The 21,578-nt window shown below is 52.3% G+C and carries 15 protein-coding genes; 9 read left to right on the forward strand and 6 right to left on the reverse strand.

Going from position 1 to position 21,578, the window contains the following annotated elements:
* The first annotated feature begins 55 nt into the window (after positions 1 to 55).
* Positions 56 to 1,744, forward strand: coding sequence for a chloride channel protein (locus tag AC790_RS00235; RefSeq protein WP_049850555.1), 1,689 nt, complete (start codon positions 56 to 58; stop codon positions 1,742 to 1,744).
* On the opposite strand, the gene AC790_RS00240 is transcribed toward AC790_RS00235, so the two are convergent.
* On the reverse strand, positions 1,741 to 2,241 hold the full coding sequence (locus AC790_RS00240) for a M48 family metallopeptidase (protein WP_049850556.1): 501 nt from the start codon (positions 2,239 to 2,241) through the stop codon (positions 1,741 to 1,743). The two genes, AC790_RS00235 and AC790_RS00240, sit on opposite strands and share 4 nt — an antisense overlap.
* 81 nt (positions 2,242 to 2,322) lie before the next feature.
* Between AC790_RS00240 and rlmG the strand changes: the two genes are divergently transcribed.
* Positions 2,323 to 3,441 (forward strand): 23S rRNA (guanine(1835)-N(2))-methyltransferase RlmG, encoded by a 1,119-nt coding sequence (rlmG, locus tag AC790_RS00245; protein WP_009127519.1) that lies wholly within the window; start codon positions 2,323 to 2,325, stop codon positions 3,439 to 3,441.
* On the opposite strand, the gene AC790_RS00250 is transcribed toward rlmG, so the two are convergent.
* The 3 genes from AC790_RS00250 to AC790_RS00260 all read right to left on the reverse strand — a co-directional run bounded on the left by AC790_RS00250 (position 3,442) and on the right by AC790_RS00260 (position 10,169).
* Entirely contained in the window at positions 3,442 to 5,445 is a 2,004-nt protein-coding gene (locus tag AC790_RS00250) for an NADPH-dependent 2,4-dienoyl-CoA reductase (RefSeq protein ID WP_152929103.1), read from the reverse strand.
* Between the two features lie 318 nt (positions 5,446 to 5,763).
* A complete protein-coding gene (locus tag AC790_RS00255; protein ID WP_009127522.1) occupies positions 5,764 to 6,387 on the reverse strand; it encodes a response regulator transcription factor in 624 nt (207 codons plus the stop codon).
* Between the two features lie 107 nt (positions 6,388 to 6,494).
* Positions 6,495 to 10,169, reverse strand: coding sequence for an ATP-binding protein (locus AC790_RS00260; protein ID WP_049850558.1), 3,675 nt, complete (start codon positions 10,167 to 10,169; stop codon positions 6,495 to 6,497).
* 486 nt (positions 10,170 to 10,655) lie between these two features.
* On the opposite strand from AC790_RS00260, the gene AC790_RS00265 reads away from it, so the two are divergent.
* From AC790_RS00265 to AC790_RS00280, 4 genes are all read left to right on the forward strand, one after another.
* Complete coding sequence (locus AC790_RS00265; RefSeq protein ID WP_009127526.1) at positions 10,656 to 11,357, forward strand: response regulator transcription factor; 702 nt, start codon at positions 10,656 to 10,658, stop codon at positions 11,355 to 11,357.
* A 169-nt stretch (positions 11,358 to 11,526) separates the two neighbouring features.
* Positions 11,527 to 12,558 (forward strand): L-idonate 5-dehydrogenase, encoded by a 1,032-nt coding sequence (gene idnD, locus AC790_RS00270; RefSeq protein ID WP_049850559.1) that lies wholly within the window; start codon positions 11,527 to 11,529, stop codon positions 12,556 to 12,558.
* A gap of 9 nt (positions 12,559 to 12,567) precedes the next feature.
* Positions 12,568 to 13,332, forward strand: coding sequence for a gluconate 5-dehydrogenase (idnO, locus tag AC790_RS00275; RefSeq protein WP_049850560.1), 765 nt, complete (start codon positions 12,568 to 12,570; stop codon positions 13,330 to 13,332).
* 79 nt (positions 13,333 to 13,411) lie between these two features.
* Complete coding sequence (locus tag AC790_RS00280; protein ID WP_009127531.1) at positions 13,412 to 14,731, forward strand: gluconate:H+ symporter; 1,320 nt, start codon at positions 13,412 to 13,414, stop codon at positions 14,729 to 14,731.
* Positions 14,732 to 14,760: 29 nt separating this feature from the next.
* On the opposite strand, the gene AC790_RS00285 is transcribed toward AC790_RS00280, so the two are convergent.
* Positions 14,761 to 15,480, reverse strand: a complete 720-nt coding sequence (locus AC790_RS00285; RefSeq protein WP_049850561.1) for a polyphenol oxidase family protein — start codon at positions 15,478 to 15,480, stop codon at positions 14,761 to 14,763.
* A 109-nt stretch (positions 15,481 to 15,589) separates the two neighbouring features.
* Between AC790_RS00285 and AC790_RS00290 the strand changes: the two genes are divergently transcribed.
* The 3 genes from AC790_RS00290 (at position 15,590) to AC790_RS00300 (ending at position 20,275) form a co-directional block, all read left to right on the forward strand.
* Positions 15,590 to 16,399: a 5'-nucleotidase, lipoprotein e(P4) family gene (locus AC790_RS00290; protein ID WP_049850562.1), complete on the forward strand. Its 810-nt coding sequence runs from the start codon at positions 15,590 to 15,592 to the stop codon at positions 16,397 to 16,399.
* Between the two features lie 681 nt (positions 16,400 to 17,080).
* Complete coding sequence (locus AC790_RS00295) at positions 17,081 to 18,556, forward strand: SulP family inorganic anion transporter (protein ID WP_049850563.1); 1,476 nt, start codon at positions 17,081 to 17,083, stop codon at positions 18,554 to 18,556.
* Positions 18,557 to 18,850: 294 nt separating this feature from the next.
* Positions 18,851 to 20,275 carry a GGDEF domain-containing protein gene (locus AC790_RS00300; protein WP_009127538.1) on the forward strand — a complete coding sequence of 475 codons (1,425 nt, stop codon included), beginning with the start codon at positions 18,851 to 18,853 and terminating at the stop codon, positions 20,273 to 20,275.
* A 16-nt stretch (positions 20,276 to 20,291) separates the two neighbouring features.
* Here AC790_RS00300 and ddlA read toward each other — a convergent pair whose 3' ends face one another.
* Entirely contained in the window at positions 20,292 to 21,386 is a 1,095-nt protein-coding gene (gene ddlA / locus AC790_RS00305) for a D-alanine--D-alanine ligase (protein ID WP_049850564.1), read from the reverse strand.
* Between the last annotated feature and the right edge of the window lie 192 nt (positions 21,387 to 21,578).

Genomic DNA, 21,578 nt, shown 5'->3' on the forward strand with positions numbered 1-21,578 from the left:
ATTCCAATATGATGATGCCGCACAACTTTTTAACCGACTAAGCGGGGACGCGCGGGTGAGTGGAAGTAAACATGCTCTGAACTGGACCACATTACTGATCGCTATTCCCGTAGGATTGGTGGCCTCGCTGGTCACGCTGGCGTTTCGCGGTGTCATTGAGTTGATCAACCACCTGCTGTTCAACAGTGATAATGAAATCACCGTGGCGATGCATGTCTGGCCGTGGATCTTCTGGCCGCTGCTGGTGGGTGCCGGTGGCGTAGTGGCTGGCTGGTTCCTGCGTTACGCGGTGGCAATTGAAAAACAGGAAACGGTGCAAACCGATTATCTGGAAGTGATCAACGCGCGGCTCGATGCGGTACCAACCAAAACCTCCTTGTTCCGCGCGCTGTCATCGATTGCCAGTATCGGCAGCGGCGCGTCGATTGGTAAAGAGGGGCCGATGGTGCAGCTTTCGGCGCTGAGCGGCAGTTTGATCGGGCGCTGGTTGCCTGCGTCGTTGAATCTGCGTAACAGCGATATCGTGGCGATGGCTGCCGCAGCGGGGCTCTCTTCGGTGTATCACGCCCCGCTGGCGTCAGCGATTTTTGTCGCGGAAATCGCTTTTGGCATCTCAGCGCTGCAACGGCTGATCCCGCTGATCGTTGCGTCGGCGGTGGCGGTGATGACCATGTGGTCGCTGGGCTTTCGCAGCGCGCTTTATCCGCTATCTGAAGCACTGTTCCAGATGGATATCAGCAGTTTAGTGATGACGATGCTGATTGGTTTTGTCGCCGGTATTGCCGGCTGGTTGCTGATCAAACTGATTGCGCGCAGTAAGGCGATGTTCGGTCGCGTGCGTTCGCTGCCGCTGCGCCTGGGCGCCGGTGGTTTAATGGTCGGCTTTTTGGCGCTGATCTCCACCGATATTCTGGGGAACGGTTATGAAGTGATCGTCAAAATCATTGATGGGCAGTATGTCTTGCTGGGGCTGTTAGGATTGCTGGTTTTGAAGACGCTGGCCACCACGTTGTCGGTGGGCTCCAATGCGGTCGGTGGGCTGTTTACCCCTTCATTACTCATCGGCGCGCTGCTGGGCGTGGCGCTTGCTCAAATCGGCGTGATGCTGCATCTACCGGTGGGCGATACCTTACTGTATGCGGCCATCGGCATGGCGGCGGTGCTGGCGGCGGTTAGCCAGGCGCCGTTAATGGCGATGCTGATGGTGCTAGAGATGACGCTAAACAGTAGCCTGCTGTTCCCGATCATGATCGCGTCAGTGCTGGCATCAATGGTGGTATATCGCCTGCAGTCCTCCAGCACTTATCCGGTGGTGAGCGCGCATTTCAGCCGCTCAGAAGCTAAGTATGATTTCGATAATATGCGCGTCGACCAGCTGATCATTCCTGGTGCGGCGCTGCAGCCGGAAGAGTCGGTTGGACAGGCGCTGGCGGTCAGTTCACTCAAGCGCGAACGTTATGTTTATGTGATTAACAGCGAAGGGCAGTTTCTCGGCGTGGTGTCGATTCACGATATTTCACGCAAGGTGCTGTCGCAGGAGATCACCCTGCATTCGCCAGTGAGTAACGTGATGGACAATAACTTCCCCTGCATTTATCAAAATCAAAGCATGCGTGAAGGTTGGGAAGCCTTTGCGCGCGTAACGCTGGAGCGTTTACCGGTGCTAAATAATCCGCAAGAACGCCGCTTTATGGGCGCATTGACGAAAACCAGTCTGATTCAAAAAGCGCAGGAGTTTCTCTAAGCCGCGTTGCCGCGCATCGCCTGGTCGGTCATCCATAAGCGGGCGTCGAATTCGAGCTGGTGATAGTCCGGTTCCATGTGGCAACAGAGTTGATAGAAGGCTTTGTCATGCTCTTTTTCTTTAAGATGCGCCAGCTCGTGCACCACGATCATGCGTAAAAACGCTTCCGGTGCCAGGCGGAAGAAAGTGGAAATGCGGATCTCCGCTTTGGCTTTCAAATTGCCGCCCTGTACGCGCGAAATGGTAGTATGTAACCCCAGCGCGTGCTTCATCACCTTGATCTTATTGTCCCAAATCACCTTGCTCACCGGCGGCGCGCTGCGCATATAGCGGTTTTTCAGCGCCTGCGTGTAATCATAAAGCGCCCGGTCGCTGACGATATTATGCGTATCGGGATAGCGTTGCTGGAGAAAGGAGCCTAAACGCTCATGTTCAATGAGTGTCTGCACCTGTTCAAGGATGTTTTCAGGGTAACCCTGCAGATAGATTAATGACATTGGGATTCCCGACGAAAGACAGTATACTGCGCCCCCTTTTTAGGGCGAAAATCGCGCAAAGTGTACCACGCCGGAGATTCCATGAGCCAACTTGAACTGACCAATCGCACGCTGACGCTGCACCGCTTCCCGCCTATGCGCGAGGAGAGCCCGCTACAGGCGTGGGATTCCGCTGATGAGTACCTGTTGCAGCAAGAGCTGCCCGAGGGACCGGTGTTGGTGTTCAACGACAGCTTTGGTGCCCTGACCTGCGGATTAGGCGCGCGCCCGGTGTGGCACGTGAGTGACTCTTTACTGAGTGAACAAGCGGCGAAACAGAACCTGCGCCTCAACGAGATGGATGAGGATCAGGTGCACTTTATCGATAGCCTGGCGCCGCTGCCCGCTGCGCCAGCCGTGGTGATGATCAAAATCCCTAAAGCGCTGGCGCTGCTTGAGCATCAGCTGCGCGCGCTGCGCGAGGTGGTGACGCCGGACACGCTGATTTTGGCGGCGGCGAAAGCCAAAGATATTCACAACTCCACGCTGCAACTGTTTGAGCGCATTCTGGGTGAGAGCAAAACCTCGCTGGCATGGAAAAAAGCCCGTCTGATTTATAGCCGCTATAGCGCACCAACGTTAGCCGATCAGCCTGCGACCACCGTGTGGCCGCTCGACGATTCTGCGTATCAGATCCATAACCACGCCAACGTCTTCTCCCGCGCCTCGCTGGATGTCGGCGCACGTTTCTTTATGCAGCATCTGCCTTTTGACATTGAAGGTGAGATCCTCGATTTGGGCTGTGGCAATGGCGTGATTGGCTTGCTGGCGCTGGAACAGAACCCGGCTGCAGATGTGCTGTTTTATGACGAATCTTACATGGCGGTGGCATCAAGCAAGCTGAACGTGGAAGTGAACCGCCCGCAGGATATGGCGCGCTGCCAGTTCCGCGTTAACAACGTGTTGAGCGGCTTCCCGTCGGATCGCCTGCATGCGGTACTGTGTAATCCACCGTTCCATCAGCAGCACGCGGTGACCGATCATCTGGCGTGGCAAATGCTGCGTGATGCGAAACGCTGCCTGCAGTATGGCGGCGAGTTGCGCATCGTTGGCAACCGCCACCTCGGTTATCACGTCAAAATGAAAAAGCTGTTTGGCAACTGCGAGCTGGTGGCGTCCAATGCCAAGTTTGTCGTGTTGCGCTCGGTCAAACTGCGTTAATCAGACACTTAGCGCCAGTTCGGTCGCCTGAGCAATGGCGCGGCGAGCATCCAGCTCCTGCGCCACGTCTGCACCACCAATCACCCGCACCGCTTTACCCCGTGCGCTGAGCTCGTCCGCCAGCTGACGCAGCGGCTCCTGACCGGCACAAATCACCACATTATCTACCACCAACGTCATATCTTCGCCCTGATGACGCAGATGTAGCCCAGCATCATCAATCTTCAAATATTCGACATCACCCCACATCTGCACGCCGTGTGCCTGCAAACTGGCGCGATGAATCCAGCCGGTGGTTTTCGCCAGCCCAGCGCCCGGCTTACCTGATTTGCGCTGCAGCAGCCAGATTTGTCGATCGGCCGGCTGCGGTTGTGGGGTAATCAAACCACCACGTGCCTGTAAGCTTCGATCAATGCCCCAGCTTTGGTAGAAATCTTCATGACTGGTTTGATGCAGCAGGAACTCGGCAGTATCAAAACCAATGCCGCCCGCACCGATGATGGCCACACGTTTTCCCACCGGTTTTTTATCGCGTATGACGTCGAGATAACTCAGTACGCTAGGGTGGTCGATGCCGGGAATCGCCAGCTGGCGCGGGATGATGCCGGTAGCGATGATCACTTCATCCGAGGCTTCCAGCTCGCCAGCGGTCACCCGGTGTTGTGTGTTGATCGTTACGCCCGCGGCGGCGAGTTGATGGCGGAAATAACGCAGCGTTTCACTGAACTCTTCTTTACCGGGGATTTGCCGGGCGATGTTAAATTGCCCGCCAATCTGTGCATCAGCTTCATACAGCGTAACCTGATGGCCACGCTGTGCTGCCTGCAGGGCGAAGGCCATGCCGGCAGGACCGGCGCCTACCACCGCCAGTTTTTTCGGTAGTTCAGTGTTGATCACCGGCATTAGCGTTTCGTGGCAGGCGCGCGGATTGACCAGGCATGAGGTCACTTTGCCGACAAAAATCTGATCCAGGCAGGCCTGATTACAGGCAATGCAGGTGTTGATGGCGTCCGGCTGACCGTTTTTTGCCTTGCTGACGAAAGCGGCATCGGCGAGAAATGGACGCGCCATCGACACCATATCGGCAATCCCGTCGCGTAACAGTTGTTCGGCAATATCAGGATGGTTGATGCGATTGGTGGCGATGACCGGCACCGAAACGCGCTCGCGTAAATGTTGCGTAACCCAGGCAAAACCGGCGCGAGGCACGCAGGTTGCGATGGTCGGAATGCGCGCTTCATGCCAGCCAATGCCGCTATTAAACAGCGTCACGCCACACTGTTCCAGCGCGTGTGCCAGCGCCAGCGTCTCTTCCAGCGAGCTGCCGTTATTCACCAGATCCAGCATCGATAAGCGGAAAATAATGATGAAGTCGCGGCCAACGGCATCGCGTACCGCCTGCGTGACGGCTAGTGCAAACCGCTGCCGGCGCACCACGTCGCCACCCCAATCATCATCACGTTGATTGGTATGCGCCACCAGAAATTGGTTAATCAGATAACCTTCCGAGCCCATAATCTCAACGCCATCATAACCCGCCTGTTGTGCCAGCCTGGCGCAGCGAGCAAAGTCCTGAATGGTTTTCTGAATGTCAGCATCGCTGAGCGCTTGCGGTGTAAGGGGATTGATCGGTGCCTGCAACGCCGAAGGCGCAACCAGATCGCGCTGATAGCTGTAGCGCCCAGCATGCAGAATTTGCAGCGCGATTTTTCCGCCTGCCGCATGCACGGCACCCGTGATCTCACGGTGCCAGTCGCACTGATGCTCCTGGTTGAGTATCGCACCACCTTGCGCCACCACACCTTGCGGATTGGGGGCAATGCCACCCGTGACAATCAGCGCCACGCCTTCGCGTGCGCGCTCAGCGTAGAATGCCGCCAGACGCTCAGCGCCTGCTGCATGTTCCTCTAATCCAGTATGCATCGAGCCCATCAGGAAACGGTTTTTGAGTTGGGTAAATCCCAAATCCAGCGGGGCAAACAGGTGGGCATAATGCTCAGACATGATCACATACTCAGAAAGTGGTCGGATGAGTGAACTCTAGCGGGATTTTAGCGGGAAGGAAATGTGAGGCGTTCAGCCTGTGAGAAACATCAAAAAAAGCAGGGCGGTAAGTCGCAGACGAAAGTTTCGGACGCTTTCGCCAGGCACGGGAAGAAACCTACTCGCCCTGTAATAGCATGAAGATGGGGCTAATAAATTAGCTCTGTGGTTATGGATTTCAGTAGTACTCAATCTATTACACACTGTCCGGGGTAAGGACGAGGGATATCATGCCATGCCATCGTTCTTTAATTCCGCAAGACTGGTCTTGATTTTCTTTCAACATGCACCGTTGCGGCGTGCAAGCTCAATAATATCGAATAAATTTTTTGATTCGAGTTTTTGGAATATTTTTGTTTTATAGGTGCTGATAGTTTTATTATTCAACCCAAGTTCATAAGCGATGGTTTTATTTGATTTTCCTTGAGCGAGTTGGCGCAGGATTAAATTCTCACGATCTGTTAAGCGAGAAAGCATATCTTGCTCATTTACATAGCGCTGGCGTTTATCCAGAATGTCACCGGGCAGGTAATTTACATTATTCGAGACGCAGCCGATCGCAGCGATCAGGGTTTGAATGGGATCATAGGTTGAAACAAACCCATTTGCGCCCTGGCTAAGCGATTGTATTGAAATGTGGTTGTTCCCACCCTGGCTTATCAATATGACTTTCATCCAACTCTTCGATTTAACAATATCGCGTAAAAATGCGATGCCATTTTTTTCTTTGAATTCAGGATCTAATATCAATATGTCGATGTGCTGATGAATGATGTCATCAATGCCATCGTTAATTGTGTGCGCAGTAGTGACACAATTAAAGCCATTCATTAATAATAAAGCCTGCACGCCGGCGGCAACCAAACGATGCTCATCAATGATGAGGATTTTTGCATTAAACATATCTCTCCCTTTGACGCCATCGTAGTGATGACGCTGAAGGTATTATGTCCGCCGACGTAATGGTGCGAACCGAGAAATGTCTCGTTAAAATTATGAAGCTAAAAAAATTACTGATTTTTCAGATGAGTTACTGCGAATTCAAATAATGTCTGATTCACCCGGCCGATTTCTAATGTTATTTGCTGAATTAACGCTTGCGCGTCATACGCTTCTTCACGGTGCACTTCCAGCTGCCGACCTAATTTCATCAAGGCATGAGCATTCAGAATCGCGGCCCCCCCTTTAAGTTTATGGCCTAGCTGGGATAGCGTGCTTGCTTCCTGTGTCTGCTGCAACTCACGGAGCAATTCATCGTGGCTGGTACGGATGCTGGTGAGCAATGCCCGGCAGCTTTCCGCATCCCGCTCAGCAAGTTGGATTAAAAACGGTGGGAACAGTGCGCTATCAGATCCAACAGCTTCAGTAACGGCGACTTCATTGATCCGCTCTCTTTCATCCGCTGCTGCATAATTTTGCCGTGCGTCATCCGGGCCACGATGAATACACTGCGCGATCTTCGCCAGCAATCTATCGAGGTTCAAAGGCTTAAACAGACAGTCATTCATGCCCGCCTGTAAGCAGCGCTGCATAATATGCTGCTCGGCAGATGCGGTCAGACCAAACAGCATAATCGGTGGTAGTTGATATTGCTGCTCATATTGGCGCAACGCTTCAGCGAATTGAAAGCCATTCATCGACGGCATATTGCAATCGGTAATAATCAAATCAAAACGCAGCGGTTCCTGCTGCCAAAGCGCCAATGCTTCAGCAGCACTTTCACTCACTACCACCTGATGGCCTGACATTTCGAGTTGCTTACCGAGCAGTAAACGGTTCGGTGCATGATCATCAATCACCAGGACCGAAAGCTTGTCAGATAACGGCGGTTGTGACAGGTGAGGTTGCGTTTGATCGCGTGGTTCGCCTTGCGCTGCGCGGAAGTAGAAGGAGAAAACGGCGCCTTCACCTGGTGCACTTTCGACAATTAATTCGCCATCCAGCAAATGTGCCAGATTACGGCAGATACTTAATCCTAATCCGGTGCCCAGTTGCTGCTGATGACGATCTCCGACCTGCACGAAGGGTTCGAATATGGCATGTTGCTGATCTTCCGTCATGCCGCAGCCGTTATCGCTCACTTCAATGACGAATTCGCTGCCTTCCTCTTCCTGCGCGATGCCCTGCATAAGCACCACGGTAACCGTACCTTCTTCGGTAAACTTAATCGCGTTGCTTAACAGATTAGACAGGATCTGATTAATCATCAGCGGATCGGTTTTCACCCAGTAAGCGGCAATATCCATCTCCACACGCAGATCGAGCCCCTTGCTCTCGGCCTTATTACGGAACAGGGCGACGGCTTGCTCGATCACATCCGGCAAATAGACGGTTTCCAGCGTGGGCTGATACAGACCCGATTCAATTTTCGACAGATCGAGCACATCGCCAATTAAAGAGAGCAATGCGTGAGCTGAACTGTAGGCGACACGAATATTTTCTGAGAGCGAGTCCGCGGCATGCGATCGGGTTTCCAGCTCGAGCAGGCCAATAATGGCATGCAGCGGCGTACGGATCTCATGGCTCATGCTGGCGAGAAATTCACTTTTGGATCGATTCGCTTTGTCGGCGGCATCTTTTGCCAGCTGAAGCTCCTGCAGCAGCGCATTACGTTCGGTCACGTCCAGCCAGCCGCCGATGACGCCCGCCACATCGCCTAGTCGATCGCGAAACGGTAGCGTCCAGTGATAGAGCTGATAAGCCTGATGATCAAGCGCCATATGGATATCGCGTATCACAGCTTCGCCATCCAGCAGGGTTTGCTGGTAGCCATCTTCAATACTGTGAATGCTTTCATTGTTGCCGGTTAGCACGTCAGAAAGGCGTTTGCCAATGACCTCATCGCGGCGAAAATTCATAAAGCGTAAATAGGCTTGATTACAGTCAACCAGGCGGGTTTTTTTGTCGCGAATATACATCGCGACCGGGGATTCATTAAATAACGTATGCGTAAAATTAAGCTGATTTTTCAAGGCATTTTCGGCTTGAATACGCTGCTGAATGACTTTGCGTAAGTGATGATTCCAGAACAGGATCAACAGGATTAATCCGGCTGACACTGACACAATAATCAAAACCGCCTGTTTGTAGTTTTGCCATGAGGCGCTGAGGAACGGGGTTTCTGCCTGACGCCACTGTGCCAGCAGTTTAAACAGCGTTTCCGGTGGAATTGCCAGTAACGCTTTATTCAGAATACTGATTAACAGTTCATTACCGGGCGTAGCACGCATGACAAAACGTGCAGGTTCTGCACCCAGCGTGCTTTCGACATTTAACCTGTCGCCGAAATGATTGCGTAGCAGGTAATCCGCAAAGATTTTGGGGAGCACCACAGCGTCAACCTTGTGATCTTGCAGCTGGCGTAAGGCGTCAACCGGATCGTCTACAGGCGTAAGGTTCAGATTTGGATAGTGCTGCAGCATCCACTCTTTCATCACCTGATTGCTCAGCATCAATGCCGAACCAAATGGGAAGGTATCCTGGCCGATGATACTGCGGGGTTTCTGATTGCGGATGATAACCCAATGCGAAACTAACCACGGACGCGTGGTCAGTTGGGGATGCTTCTCGTCTTCCCGCTCAAGGATCTCCAGCGGAAACAGACTGGGCAACATATCACTGCTGCTGGTTGGTGGATCATCTTCCTGGCCATGCGCGATAAAACTCATTCCCGTGAGGTTGGTAATAAGCTCCAGCACGTCGACGGTCATGCCGCGGAATGGCATGTTTCCGGTTCGGCTGCTTAAGGGAGCCAGCACCGTTGAGAGCGAGGTATCAATGCGTGGGTGTTCCTTCAACCACTGCTCCTCTTCCTGAGTTAACGCGAGGGGATTGCTCTGCAAGACATGATGGGCATCAAGCTGCCAGCGTTTGGCTATCTGCATACGAATCGACAGCGGGATCTGCTGCAGTGCCTGATTGATCGCATCAGCCAGTTTGGGCAACTGTGGACTGATGCCAAAGCTAACATCCATGGGAATGCTCTGCTCATCGGGCGCCACTTTTAAGGCATGCGCGAACAGGTAACGATTGAGATGGTTCAGCGTGGCGGCATTGCCCCAAACCTGACCGGTTTGATCAAACACCACTGCTGCTACCGCATCGTAATAACCGGGAAAACGCACCAAATGGTCATCTTGATAGATATTCTCAAGGTATTCGCGTTGTGGGGGAGGGCCGGACCAGGCGACGCGCTGCGCAAGCGTGTGATTCAGGTTAATAGCATGATCGGGTTTATGACCTACCACACTGTAATCCAGCATCCAGGGGACGCTGGCGAGTAAAGGCTGCGGTTGTGACGATGGCAGCACGACATTGATCGCTAGCATCTGCATTTCGCCGTTAATCACCGCATTTTGCGCGGCGCTATGGCTGGGATAGTGATAGAGCTCAATCGTGGTATCGAGCATGCTTTGAATCAGAGAGAGGTAATCAGCACTGAGTCCTTCAAAGCGTCGTTTATCGGTGTCCATATATAAAGGCGGTTGTGGCTGACCTGCTACGGCAACCTTGAGCACTTTATTACGAAATCCAGAAGGAATGGGTTCCGCTAATTGCAGGGCTGGCTGCGTCGTATCATAGCGTGCAAGTAGTTGCAGTGTTTTTTCCGCCGCAACCGATGAGCAGGAAAATAAAATTAGCAGCAATAACGTTGCCAGACGAAAAATTGCAGGCTGAATGAACACGATACCATCTCAAGACAAAGTAATTACATTAATTGCAGTAAGGACAAGGGAGTATAGAGACATTTAAATAATTCTCTTCTCCTATCATCTTTGTACCTGTGTTTTGCGACCATTCTTGAAATAGTGACATATTGATAAAGAAAGCACCTGCTCGAGGAAAAATGGCTTTTTATTAATTGGTGTTTTTATTCAATGTGTTAACTAGCTCGGGACCTTTCAAGACAATTCTTATGTGGTCTGGTTGAGGAGTTAAGTCAGAATTTTCGCAGTTTTGTGTGGCCGGAAAAGTTAAAAGCCAGCGCAATAAATAAGACAGCCTGAAGAAACGAATGACAGATTCATTTTACGGGTTAAATTATTTTGATAATGATAGCGCTGCGACCGATTGATTATTTTAAGTGTCGCTTTTTAATATCATTGATTCACTTCATCTGGTGTGGTTATCACAATTGGACAAAGTTAAAACTGTAATAAAGGAATAAATAAATGGTATATGCACACAATAAGCAAGTGCGTGTTGCTGTCCTTGATGATCACCCCATGGTCCGTACCGTTTTCGAGTTGTGTTTAAAACATGAGCCCGATATTCATTTGGTGGGCACCTGGGCTTCAAGCAATGAGTTATTTAATCAGCTAAGAAGTACCACCGTTGATGTACTGGTACTGGATTTTCTTCTTGGTGAACGTGAGCTGGACGGTCTTGCGTTGGTTAAGCAATTACGTAATCACTATCCACAGCAGAAAATTCTGATCTCCTCCTCAATGGAAAGCCCGGCAATCGTCAAAATGGTGCTGAGCGCGGGCGTAAAAGGGTTTATCGGCAAAAGTCACAATATGCAGGATATTACGCACGCCATCCGTCAGGTGGCGCAAGGGCGTTTATTCTTGTCTAAAGAAGTGGCCTATGAAGTGGAAAATCTCTATGTGATGAGCGAAGAGTCGCTGGATGAGAACCACGATTTCAACAGCAAAGGCAATATGTATGAGAAGGTGAAAACCCTAAGCCCACGCGAAGTAGAAGTGGTGCGGTGTTTCCTTGATGGTTTGAGCGTGTCGCAGATTGCAGTGAAATTTAAACGCAGCCGTAAAACTGTGAGCGGACAAAAACAATCTGCGTTGAAAAAACTGGGTTTGCGCTCAGATTCAGAGCTGTTCAAATACAGTCACGACCTGATGTCGGGCTACTGATTCTCTTCACAGGCGGCAATTCATGACCGCCTTTTTCCTGTTCTGCATTGCGTACATCACGTTCCCAGTAACACCTGTTCCGTAACATGTTTTTGAGTGATCTTTGTCACAGTTTAACGCTGCGTAACCCGGTCTGATGGCCCCATTGTTTAGCACTCAGGGGGATAGGATGAATATCGACACGCAATCCGGTGTGATCACTGGAAAAAAACAAGTCAGCGTTGCACAGCAGCAGGTGAAATGGGAGGGAAAAGGCACGTTAGTTCGCATTACGCGCGGCGGCATCTGTGGCTCCGATCTGCATTACTATCAGGAAGGTAAGGTCGGCAGTTTTGAGATCAAAATGCCGATGATCCTCGGACATGAAGTGATTGGCTACGTGGTGGAAAGCGATAATCAACAACTAAAGCCGGATCAAAAAGTCGCGGTCAATCCATCTAAACCCTGCGGCGAATGCAAATATTGCCAGCGCGATCAGGAAAACCAGTGCACCTCAATGCGCTTCTTTGGTAGCGCCATGTATGTCCCGCACGTTGACGGCGGCTTTACCCAATACAAAGTGGTAGATAGCGCGCAATGTGTGCCTTTTCCGCAGGATGCCGATGAAACGGTGATGGTCTTCGCCGAGCCGCTGGCAGTGTGCATTCACGCAACGCATCAGGCGGGCGATCTCACCGGCAAACAGGTATTTATTTCGGGTGTTGGGCCTATAGGTTGTCTGATTGCGGCGGCGGCAAAAGCACGCGGAGCAGCATCGATTGTCTGTAGCGACATCAGCGAACGTTCACTGAAGATGGCGCAGCAAATGGGTGCAACCGACGTCATCCATGCAGCTGATGGCGATTTCGCGCCTTATCTTGCCGACAAAGGCTATTTCGATGTGGCGTTTGAAGCCTCTGGGCATCCCTCTTCGCTGCAGCGTTGCCTCGATGTGGTCTGTGCTAAAGGTACGCTGGTGCAGGTTGGCATGGGCGGTACCATTCCGAACTTCCCGATTATGGCGCTGATTGCTAAAGAGATTAATCTGGTCGGTTCCTTCCGCTTTACCCATGAATTTAATACCGCCGTCGAGTGGCTGGCTAACGGTGTGGTTGATCCCTTGCCGCTGTTCAGCGGCGAATACGCCTTGCAGGATATTGATGCCGCGCTGCAGTTTGCTGGCGATAAAACCCGCGCCGCTAAAGTTCAGTTAACCTTTTAAGGAGCAGTGATGAGTCAGTTATTTTCCCTCGAAGGTAAGCGTGTACTGCTCACCGGTTCAGCGCGTGGCATTGGCTTCCTGCTGGCGCGCGGTCTGGCTGAGGCTGGCGCCGAAGTGATCGTCAATGCCACCACCGATGCAGGCGCACAGAAAGGTGCCGCCCAGCTGCGTGAGTTGGGGCTGCGTGCGCACGCCAAAGCCTTTGACGTCACCCAATCGGCGCAGGTCAGGCAGGCGGTTGATGAGATTGAAGCGGAGTGGGGCGCCATTGATGTGCTGGTGAACAATGCCGGCATTCAGCGCCGTCGTCCGTTCCTCGAATTCCCTGAACAGGACTGGAATGACGTGATTGCCGTCAACCAGACGGCGGTATTTCTGGTGTCGCAAACCGTGGCGAAAAAAATGGTGGCGCGTCAGCAGGGTAAAATTATCAACATTGGTTCGATGCAGAGTGAATTGGGCCGCGACACCATCACGCCGTATGCCGCCTCAAAAGGTGCTGTCACCATGCTGACGCGCGGCATGTGCGTGGAGCTCGCGCGTCACAACATTCAGGTGAATGCGATTGCGCCGGGCTATTTCGTCACGGAGATGACGCAGGCGCTGGCCGACGATCCCGCCTTTACGGGTTGGCTAACCAAACGTACACCCGCCGCACGCTGGGGCAAGCCAGAAGAGTTGATTGGCGCGGCAGTGTTCCTCGCGTCGGGCGCATCGAACTTCGTTAACGGCCATCTGCTGTTCGTTGACGGTGGCATGCGTGTCGCGGTGTGATGCCGAGGTGCGGCTGGCATTATCGCCGGGCCGCGCCTAAACCTTAATCACCCCTCTGTATTCCTAAGGATAATAAAAAATGCCAATAACCATCATTGTGCTGGGTGTGATACTGCTGCTGGTGTTGATGATTGTATTTAAGGTCAACGGCTTCATTGCGTTGGTGTTTGTGTCGGCGGTAGTGGGTATTGCCGAAGGTATGACGCCGCTGAATGTGATGGCCTCGATTCAGAAAGGGATCGGCTCGACGCTGGGCGGGTTAGCGATGATCCTCGGCTTTGGTGCTATGCTCGGGCGGCTGGTTTCGGATACCGGTGCGGCGCAACGCGTGGCAACGACGCTCATCGCCGCCTTCGGTAAAGAGCGGCTGCAATGGGCGCTGGTAGTTACTGGGCTGATCGTCGGTCTGGCGATGTTCTATGAAGTTGGCTTCGTGCTGCTGTTACCGCTGGTGTTCACTATCGTGGCCGCTGCGGGCTTACCCTTGCTGTATGTCGGTGTACCCATGGTTGCCGCGCTGTCGGTGACTCACTGCTTCCTGCCACCGCATCCCGGTCCAACGGCGATTGCCACTATCTTTGGGGCGAATCTCGGCACCACTTTGCTGTACGGCATGATCATCACCATCCCGACGGTGATTATTGCCGGGCCGATTTTCTCAAAATTCCTCAAAGGTTTTGAGAAGTCGCCGCCAGAAGGGCTTTATAACCCGAAAATTTTCACCGAAGAAGAGATGCCAGGCTTCGGTATCAGTATCTTTGCCGCGGTTATTCCCGTGGTGCTGATGGCGATCGCCGCCGTGTTTGAGTTAACCACGCCAAAAGAGAACGCGTTACGTCAGTTCTTTGAATTCATCGGCAACCCGGCGGTGGCGCTATTTATTGCGGTGGTGATTGCAGTGCTGACGCTAGGCCTGCGCAACGGTCGCAAGATGGAAGAAGTCATGGATATGTGTGGCGAGTCGATTGCCGCTATCGCCATGATCCTTTTCATCATCGCCGGTGGTGGTGCGTTCAAACAGGTGCTGGTGGACAGCGGTGTCGGTAATTATATCGCCGACATGATGAAAGGCTCGTCACTGTCGCCACTGCTGATGTGCTGGACGGTGGCGGCGATGCTGCGTATCGCACTGGGTTCGGCGACGGTCGCCGCCATCACCACCGCAGGTATTGTGACGCCGATTATCGCTGCAACCCATGCCGATCCGGCCTTAATGGTGCTGGCAGTTGGCGCTGGCAGCGTGATCGCCTCACACGTTAACGATCCTGGCTTCTGGCTGTTTAAGGGCTACTTCAACCTGAGCGTAGTGGAGACGTTGAAAACCTGGACGGTAATGGAAACGCTGATCTCTATTCTGGGTTTAGCGGGCGTTCTCGCTCTTAATGCTGTGATTCACTGACCGTCGAGGCTTCACAGGGAGGTGAAGCCTTAAGCGCGGGTGCGAATCCACGAAAAGCGCGATTGGTAGCCGCTGTCAAAGTGGGTGTTGTAGCGATAGCTGGATCCCGACTCCGCCATGCAATAAGTGCAAACCTTCAGCACCTCAATATGCTCAGCCTGAATACCGCGCTGTAACAATAATTCCCACGCCAGATGTGGCAAATCAAACCAAATTCCTTGCTGCTGTGCTTGCGCCTGCGGGCGAATGGCCTGTGCATTGTGTGGCTGCTGAGCTGACCACTTTAGGGGCGGAAGATCGGGACGATCCTGCATTTGCGTGACAAGATCCTGGCCCAGTTCATAGCAGCATGGACCGATGGCGGGACCGATGGCCACATGCAGCGTTTCGAGCCTGGCGCCCCGTGCTAACAGACGATCGACGGCATTATGTAACACACCGCCCAGCGTGCCTTTTAATCCGGCGTGAACCGCCGCCACCTGATGCTGCTGCGTATCAGCAAATAAAACCGGCAAACAATCGGCGGTATACACCGCTACCGGCAGATGATCTTCGCCAATCACGCCATCGGATTCACAACTTTTTGGCGGCAGATTTTGCTTAGCCAGCACCACGTTAGCGCTATGACGCTGCTGGCCATAAGCCGCATCGCTTGGAACCGGCTGACCAGCGGGTTGAAATGCGTATTCCAGCCAGGAAAATCCATCCAGCAGCGTTGATCGTGGACCGCTGTGTTGGTGCTGTGTCATAAGTCTCTCCTCTTATAAAACGGCGTTATTCTGGTGCCCACAGCTTACGTTAACTGCTACATTTTTAAAGCTTTACAAAAACTGACCCTAATCACTTAAGGATGAAATGATGAAAAAAACCACCTTGCTGGCGGCGTCCGGCTTAATGGCGTTAGCGCTGTCAGGCTGTGCGCAAACCTCAAACCAGCAGGCGCAGCAACAGCTCGGTCAGCAGTCGGTACTGGCAGTAAACTGGTTCCAGCAATCCGGCGAGTATCAGGCATTGAGCTGGCAGGCCTTTAACTCAGCGCGCATGGCGTTTGATCAGGCGCCATCGCTGGCGGGAAAACCCAAAGCGGTGATTGTCGATCTGGATGAAACGATGATTGATAACAGCGCTTACAGCGCGTGGCAGGCGAAGAACGGTCAGCCATTCTCCGGCAAAACCTGGTCGGCATGGACCCAAGCGCGACAGGCAACGGCAGTTCCGGGCGCAGTGGAGTTCGCCAATTACGTCAACAGCCACGGCGGCACCATGTTCTATATCTCCAATCGCGATCAAAAGGATTACACCGCGACCGTTGAGAACCTGAATAAGTTGGGCTTCACCGGCGTTAGCGATAAAACCGTGCGTCTTAGCACCGGCAATTCGAATAAGCAGGAGCGCTTCGATGCGGTGAAAAATGCCGGTTATAACGTGGTGCTGTACGTCGGCGATAATCTGAATGATTTTGGTGGTGCGACCTGGCATCAGGGGAATGCTCAGCGGCAGCAGTTTGTCAGTCTCAACCATCAACGTTTTGGCACTCAATTCATTGTATTGCCGAATCCGCTGTATGGTGACTGGGAAAGTGGTATGGCAGAAAACTATAACAAGCTGACACCTCAACAGCAGTTGCAGGTGCGTGATGCGCGCATGAAAGCGTGGAACGGTAAATAGTTCGTCAAGCGAAATAGCGCCTGTCCTTGCAGGCGCATTTGTGCCCTCTTCAGGTCCAGTCATATTTACTTTTTCATGTAACTATTATTCCCCTCATTATTTTCCTGATCTCTTGCTTAATATATGCGCTGTGAATGGTGAAATATATTGCCTAATGGGCGGTAAGGTAGTGAATCACGCTAATCATAAATTTTTTAATTAAGATTTCTCTCAACACAAAATGTTTAAATTAACGAATAAATAGGAAGGCACAGTGTTGATGTGTGTATATTTTTGTAATGGTATAAAGAATATAACATTAATTTCTTACCCTATTTATTTGTTATCAATGCATATTATTTGAATTATGCATAATGCGCTCACTTGCATAACATTACTTAAATTATACATTTGTTGAATCTATTTTTACAAAATAGCCATGTATGGCGACCGTATAAATATTCCTGATGCAACTCTATCCATAAGCGTCTATAAACAATTTTTGTGAGGAAGTTCTGCTTTCATCCTCAATTGTTCTCAATAGCCGCGTTTAATGACGACGCTATTCCCTGAAAGCGATATTTTTAAACGTTGAGAGAAGATTATTGTGATGACCCTAAAACCTTTATTAGCGAAAAATCGCAGGTGGGCTTTGCCGCTCTGCAAGCGGTTAATTACCCTTTGTGCAGAGGAAGATACGCCATGAATTTAAACACGCTTCGTCAGGATATTCCGGCTGGTTTGGTGGTGTTTCTGGTGGCGCTGCCGCTGTGTCTTGGTATCGCTCAGGCTAGCGGACTGCCACCCTTTGCTGGTCTGCTTACCGGCGTGATTGGCGGTTTGCTGGTCACTGCGCTGAGCCCTTCGCGCTTTGCGGTCAGCGGTCCGGCGGCGGGATTAGTCACTATTGTGGTCGCGTCGATCGCGACGCTAGGCAGTTTTTCTGCCTTTCTCACCGCGCTTATTCTGGCGGGTGGATTGCAGTGCCTATTTGGCTTATTACGTGCCGGACGTTTTATCACGCTGGTACCGAGTAGCGTCATTAAAGGCATGCTGGCGGCAATTGGTATTTTGCTGATTATGCAGCAAATTCCGGTGGCACTGGGTGCCGCGGGAGACGTCGAATTAATTTCGCTGGTGAACGGTGAGTTTCAGTTCTCAAGCAGTGCAATGTTGGTTGCCGGCACTGGCCTGATCATCCTCTGGTTGTGGACCACGCCGCTGATCAAATCGGTGAAGGCCCTGAACTGGATGCCCGGTCCGCTGGTGGCGGTACTGGTGGGTTGTGCTGCGACGGTGTTTGGCGAGCGCATGTTTCCTTCACTGGCAGAAAGCTTGCCGCGTATCGCACTGCCGGCCTTCGATAGCATGTCAGCGTTGGTGGCAGAACTGGAAACGCCAGATTGGCAAGCATGGCGGAATCCTTCGGTGTGGATGGTGGCGATAACCCTGGCGCTGGTGGCGAGTCTTGAAACACTGCTGAGTCAGGAAGCGCTAAAAAAACTGCGTCCGCAGCATCCTGCGCCATCGCCCAACAGAGAGATGTTTGCTCAGGGAATGGGTAATTTGGCCGCCGGTTTCCTCGGCGCAATGCCCATTACCGCGGTGATTGTGCGCAGCTCGGTTAACGTCAGTGCGGGGGCGCAAACTAAGCTCTCCATCCTGATTCATGGTGGGCTGCTGCTGATCTGCGGCTTGTGGTTTAGCCATCTGCTGAATGCTATCCCGCTTGCCAGTCTGGCGGCCGTGCTGCTTTATACCGGCTATAAGCTGGCTACGCCACGCCTGTTCATTGAGCAGATGCGCATGGGGCCACAGCAATATGTGCCATTCCTTGCCACTATCGGCGGCATTATCGTATTTGGCATGCTGGCCGGCATCGGAATTGGCATCGCGACGCAAATTCTTTGCAGTATCTATAAAAGCCATCGCAATGCATTGCAGCTCACGCGTTATGACGATCATTACGTATTACGCTTCCAGCAAAATCTGACCTTTATGCATAATCCGAAACTGCAGGGATTACTGGCAGAGATTCCGGAAAACAGCGTGGTGGTTGCCGAGCACGATAACGCTAAATATATGGATCCGGATGTGAAGGCTGTGCTGCAAGACTTTGGCGAAAACGCGCGCCAACGTGGCATTCGCCTCAGTCAGTGGCCTGTGGCGTTGAAATAACCCTTAATCCTGGCATTAACGGTAGTTTTGAAAGTAAAAATCGGATATCTCGGATAGCCGATTTTTTTATTTACAGGGCATAATTGCCGCCGGCTTGATCTTTTGTCTCTGGCGTTCCCACCCTGCCATTTGGTTTCCATGCTGTTTTCATGGCAGATTGAGCGCCGTCCAGCCGCAGAGTAGGATGACGAACACTTGCTTAATTACCGAATCATCGCGCGGTTATTTCAGGTTTAATGCTTGCTGATGCCCATGGCTGATGGCAGCAATTTCTACGTTACAGGGTTCAGACGTATGCGCGTTATGCTGTTTGAAGAGAATAATTTAAAAAAGAATACTCTCACGCTGTTCTTCATTACGCTTTTTTTCTGCTTTATTGGCAGCCATTTGCGCATCCCGCAAGAGTTTTCACTGTTCTGGCCGGTGAATGCATTGGTCGCCGGTTTAATGGTGCGTAATCCGTTTTTGCACACCACTTCCAGCTATCTGGTGTGCTTCAGTGCGATGATTTTTAACGACACGGTATTTTCCGGCTGGGCGCTGCCTGCGTTTACCGTGAATTTTGCCAATATTCTTTTTATCCTCGTCTCGGTCAGTATGCTGATCAAACATCTGCAACGTCCTTCTGCTAACAGCCAGGTGGTCAATGCCATGCGCATTTTCCCAGCCTGTTTTCTCGGCGCGGCGGCTTGCGCAACCTGGGGGGCATGGGCGCAGGATATCGACTTCAATGCGCGTTTTATCGTGGCGTGGGGCGACTGGTTTAGCGAGCAATTCTCAACGTCGCTGATGTTGCTACCGGTCATGCTGGCGCGTCCGCTGCGCACCGTAGCGCCGCGTACCTTGCTGCATCCGGGCAAACTGTTGCCACTGGCAGCGGTGATCCTGTCGCTGACCGTGGGCGCATTGATTGGCGGCGCAGGCAGCCTGACATTCCCGGTGCCAGCGCTGATCTGGTGTGCAATTGTGTTGCCCATTCCGCTGACCAGCCTGGTGATCCTCATCACCGGCATCACCGAGATTGTATTAGTGTCGCATGGCGTGATGAACATTCAGGGCGACGACGCGCTACTACCGATTAGCCACCTCACTTCAGCCCGCCTTGGCGTGGCCACTGTCGCGCTGAGTCCATTGTTGGTGGCGGTGAGCATGGACGCGATTCGGCAGTTGAATCATCGTCTCGCATTACGAGCAAATTTTGATTTTCTCACTCAGCTACTCTCGCGTTCTGGCCTGTATGAGAGCCTGAGAAATGAGCCATTTTCACTGCAGCGTGAAGCGGGCGTGGTGATGCTGGATGTCGACTATTTCAAAGCCATTAATGACAATTTTGGTCATGATGCCGGAGATTGCGTGCTGGAAGAGATTGCGCGTCGTATTCAGCGGGTAGTGGGCAATCGCGGTATGGTTTGTCGCTTTGGCGGGGAGGAGTTTGTGATAGTGGTTTTCGACTGCAATCACAGCCAGCTGTACCAACTGGCCGAAACGGTGCGTCAGGCGATGGTGAAAGAGAAGTTCTGGATTCAGGGCAACACGGTGACGGTGACAGCCAGCTTAGGTCTGGCGCGCGGCAGTGCGCAGAGCGAACGTGAGTGGCCCGGCGTAATTAACCGTTTAGTGTCAGCGGCGGATAAAAACCTCTACCTCGCCAAGCGCAATGGCCGTAATCAAACCTCACCGGCGATGGAGCCGCGCAGCATGATGCATGACGTGGCCTGAGCCACGTCACACTTGACTACACGCTGCTTTTCAACTGGCTGCTCTGCTGATGGCGCTGCTGCGCCAGCTCAATCAGGCGAGTTATCAAATCGCTGTAGCTCAAACCCGCAGCCTGCCATAACTTTGGATACATACTGATGTTGGTGAAGCCAGGTAAGGTATTCACTTCGTTGACAATAATCTCGCCATCATCCTGCAGGAACACATCCACGCGCGCCATGCCAAAACACTCCAGCGCCTGGAATGCGGTGATCGCCACGGCGCGAATCGCCTCGCTGGCTTCGTCACTGATGGCGGCGGGAACCACCACCTGCGCACCGCTTTCGCTGATGTATTTAGTGTCGTAGGAGTAGAAAGCATCGTGCACCACGACCTCACCACAGGGACTGGCTTGCGGGGACTCATTACCCAACACGGCGCATTCGATTTCGCGTCCTTTGATACCTTGCTCAATCAGGACCTTACGATCGAAAGTAAAGGCGAGGTCCAGCGCGACATCAAACGCTTCCAGGCTATCGACTTTACTCACCCCGACCGAAGAACCCTGGTTCGCGGGTTTGATAAACAGCGGCAAGCCAAAGCGGGCAATCACCGCTTGGGCATCGACATGGGCACGTTGTGTCTGGATCACACTCAGCCACGGTGCCACCTTGAGTCCCGCATCGCGTAGCAGACGTTTGGTGAAATCCTTATCCATGCTGACCGCAGAACCGAGCACGTCAGAACCGACAAACGGCAGATTGGCCATGCGCAATAAACCCTGCAGCGATCCATCTTCGCCCAGCGTACCGTGCACGATCGGGAAAATCACATCCAGCTGTGAGAGCGGTTGCGCTTGCTGACGGGTAATCAGCTGCTGAGAAGAGCTGCCAGGTACCAGCGCGACATGTTCACCTGAACGATTGAGGGCAATCAGCGCCGGATTCTCGGCGTTGAGCAAGAACCCTGACGCATCATTCAGATGCCACTCCCCCTGCTTATCAATCCCCAGTAAAACCACCTCATATTTACTCTTATCGATGGCTTCGAGGATATTTTTGGCTGACTGTAATGACACTTCGTGCTCGGCCGACTTGCCACCAAACACAACTCCTATCCGCTGTTTTGCCATTGCTAATTGTCCGATTGCTATCAAGCGAGCCAGTAAGATAACACGCCTAGGACAGCCATCAACAGCCCTGCGATTATCGTTATAAAAGAGCGGCATAAAGCCCACCGCAGCGCCCCCAGTCATGAGTTTAAACAAATATTCATAACCGTTTGAGACAAGTCTTGGACGGCTTAAAACCTGCCTTCTGTCAGA

The sequence above is a fragment of the Pantoea sp. RIT-PI-b genome, from assembly GCF_001187905.1.
Taxonomy (GTDB): domain Bacteria; phylum Pseudomonadota; class Gammaproteobacteria; order Enterobacterales; family Enterobacteriaceae; genus Pantoea; species Pantoea nemavictus.

What these genes read in the sequence shown, in the direction of transcription:
- AC790_RS00240 (WP_049850556.1), bottom strand. Translation starts at nt 2,241, where the DNA reads ATGTCATTAATCTATCTGCAGGGTTACCCTGAAAACATCCTTGAACAG.
- rlmG (WP_009127519.1), top strand. Translation starts at nt 2,323, where the DNA reads ATGAGCCAACTTGAACTGACCAATCGCACGCTGACGCTGCACCGCTTC.
- AC790_RS00250 (WP_152929103.1), bottom strand. Translation starts at nt 5,445, where the DNA reads ATGTCTGAGCATTATGCCCACCTGTTTGCCCCGCTGGATTTGGGATTT.
- AC790_RS00255 (WP_009127522.1), bottom strand. Translation starts at nt 6,387, where the DNA reads ATGTTTAATGCAAAAATCCTCATCATTGATGAGCATCGTTTGGTTGCC.
- AC790_RS00265 (WP_009127526.1), top strand. Translation starts at nt 10,656, where the DNA reads ATGGTATATGCACACAATAAGCAAGTGCGTGTTGCTGTCCTTGATGAT.
- idnD (WP_049850559.1), top strand. Translation starts at nt 11,527, where the DNA reads ATGAATATCGACACGCAATCCGGTGTGATCACTGGAAAAAAACAAGTC.
- idnO (WP_049850560.1), top strand. Translation starts at nt 12,568, where the DNA reads ATGAGTCAGTTATTTTCCCTCGAAGGTAAGCGTGTACTGCTCACCGGT.
- AC790_RS00280 (WP_009127531.1), top strand. Translation starts at nt 13,412, where the DNA reads ATGCCAATAACCATCATTGTGCTGGGTGTGATACTGCTGCTGGTGTTG.
- AC790_RS00285 (WP_049850561.1), bottom strand. Translation starts at nt 15,480, where the DNA reads ATGACACAGCACCAACACAGCGGTCCACGATCAACGCTGCTGGATGGA.
- AC790_RS00290 (WP_049850562.1), top strand. Translation starts at nt 15,590, where the DNA reads ATGAAAAAAACCACCTTGCTGGCGGCGTCCGGCTTAATGGCGTTAGCG.
- AC790_RS00295 (WP_049850563.1), top strand. Translation starts at nt 17,081, where the DNA reads ATGAATTTAAACACGCTTCGTCAGGATATTCCGGCTGGTTTGGTGGTG.
- AC790_RS00300 (WP_009127538.1), top strand. Translation starts at nt 18,851, where the DNA reads ATGCGCGTTATGCTGTTTGAAGAGAATAATTTAAAAAAGAATACTCTC.
- ddlA (WP_049850564.1), bottom strand. Translation starts at nt 21,386, where the DNA reads ATGGCAAAACAGCGGATAGGAGTTGTGTTTGGTGGCAAGTCGGCCGAG.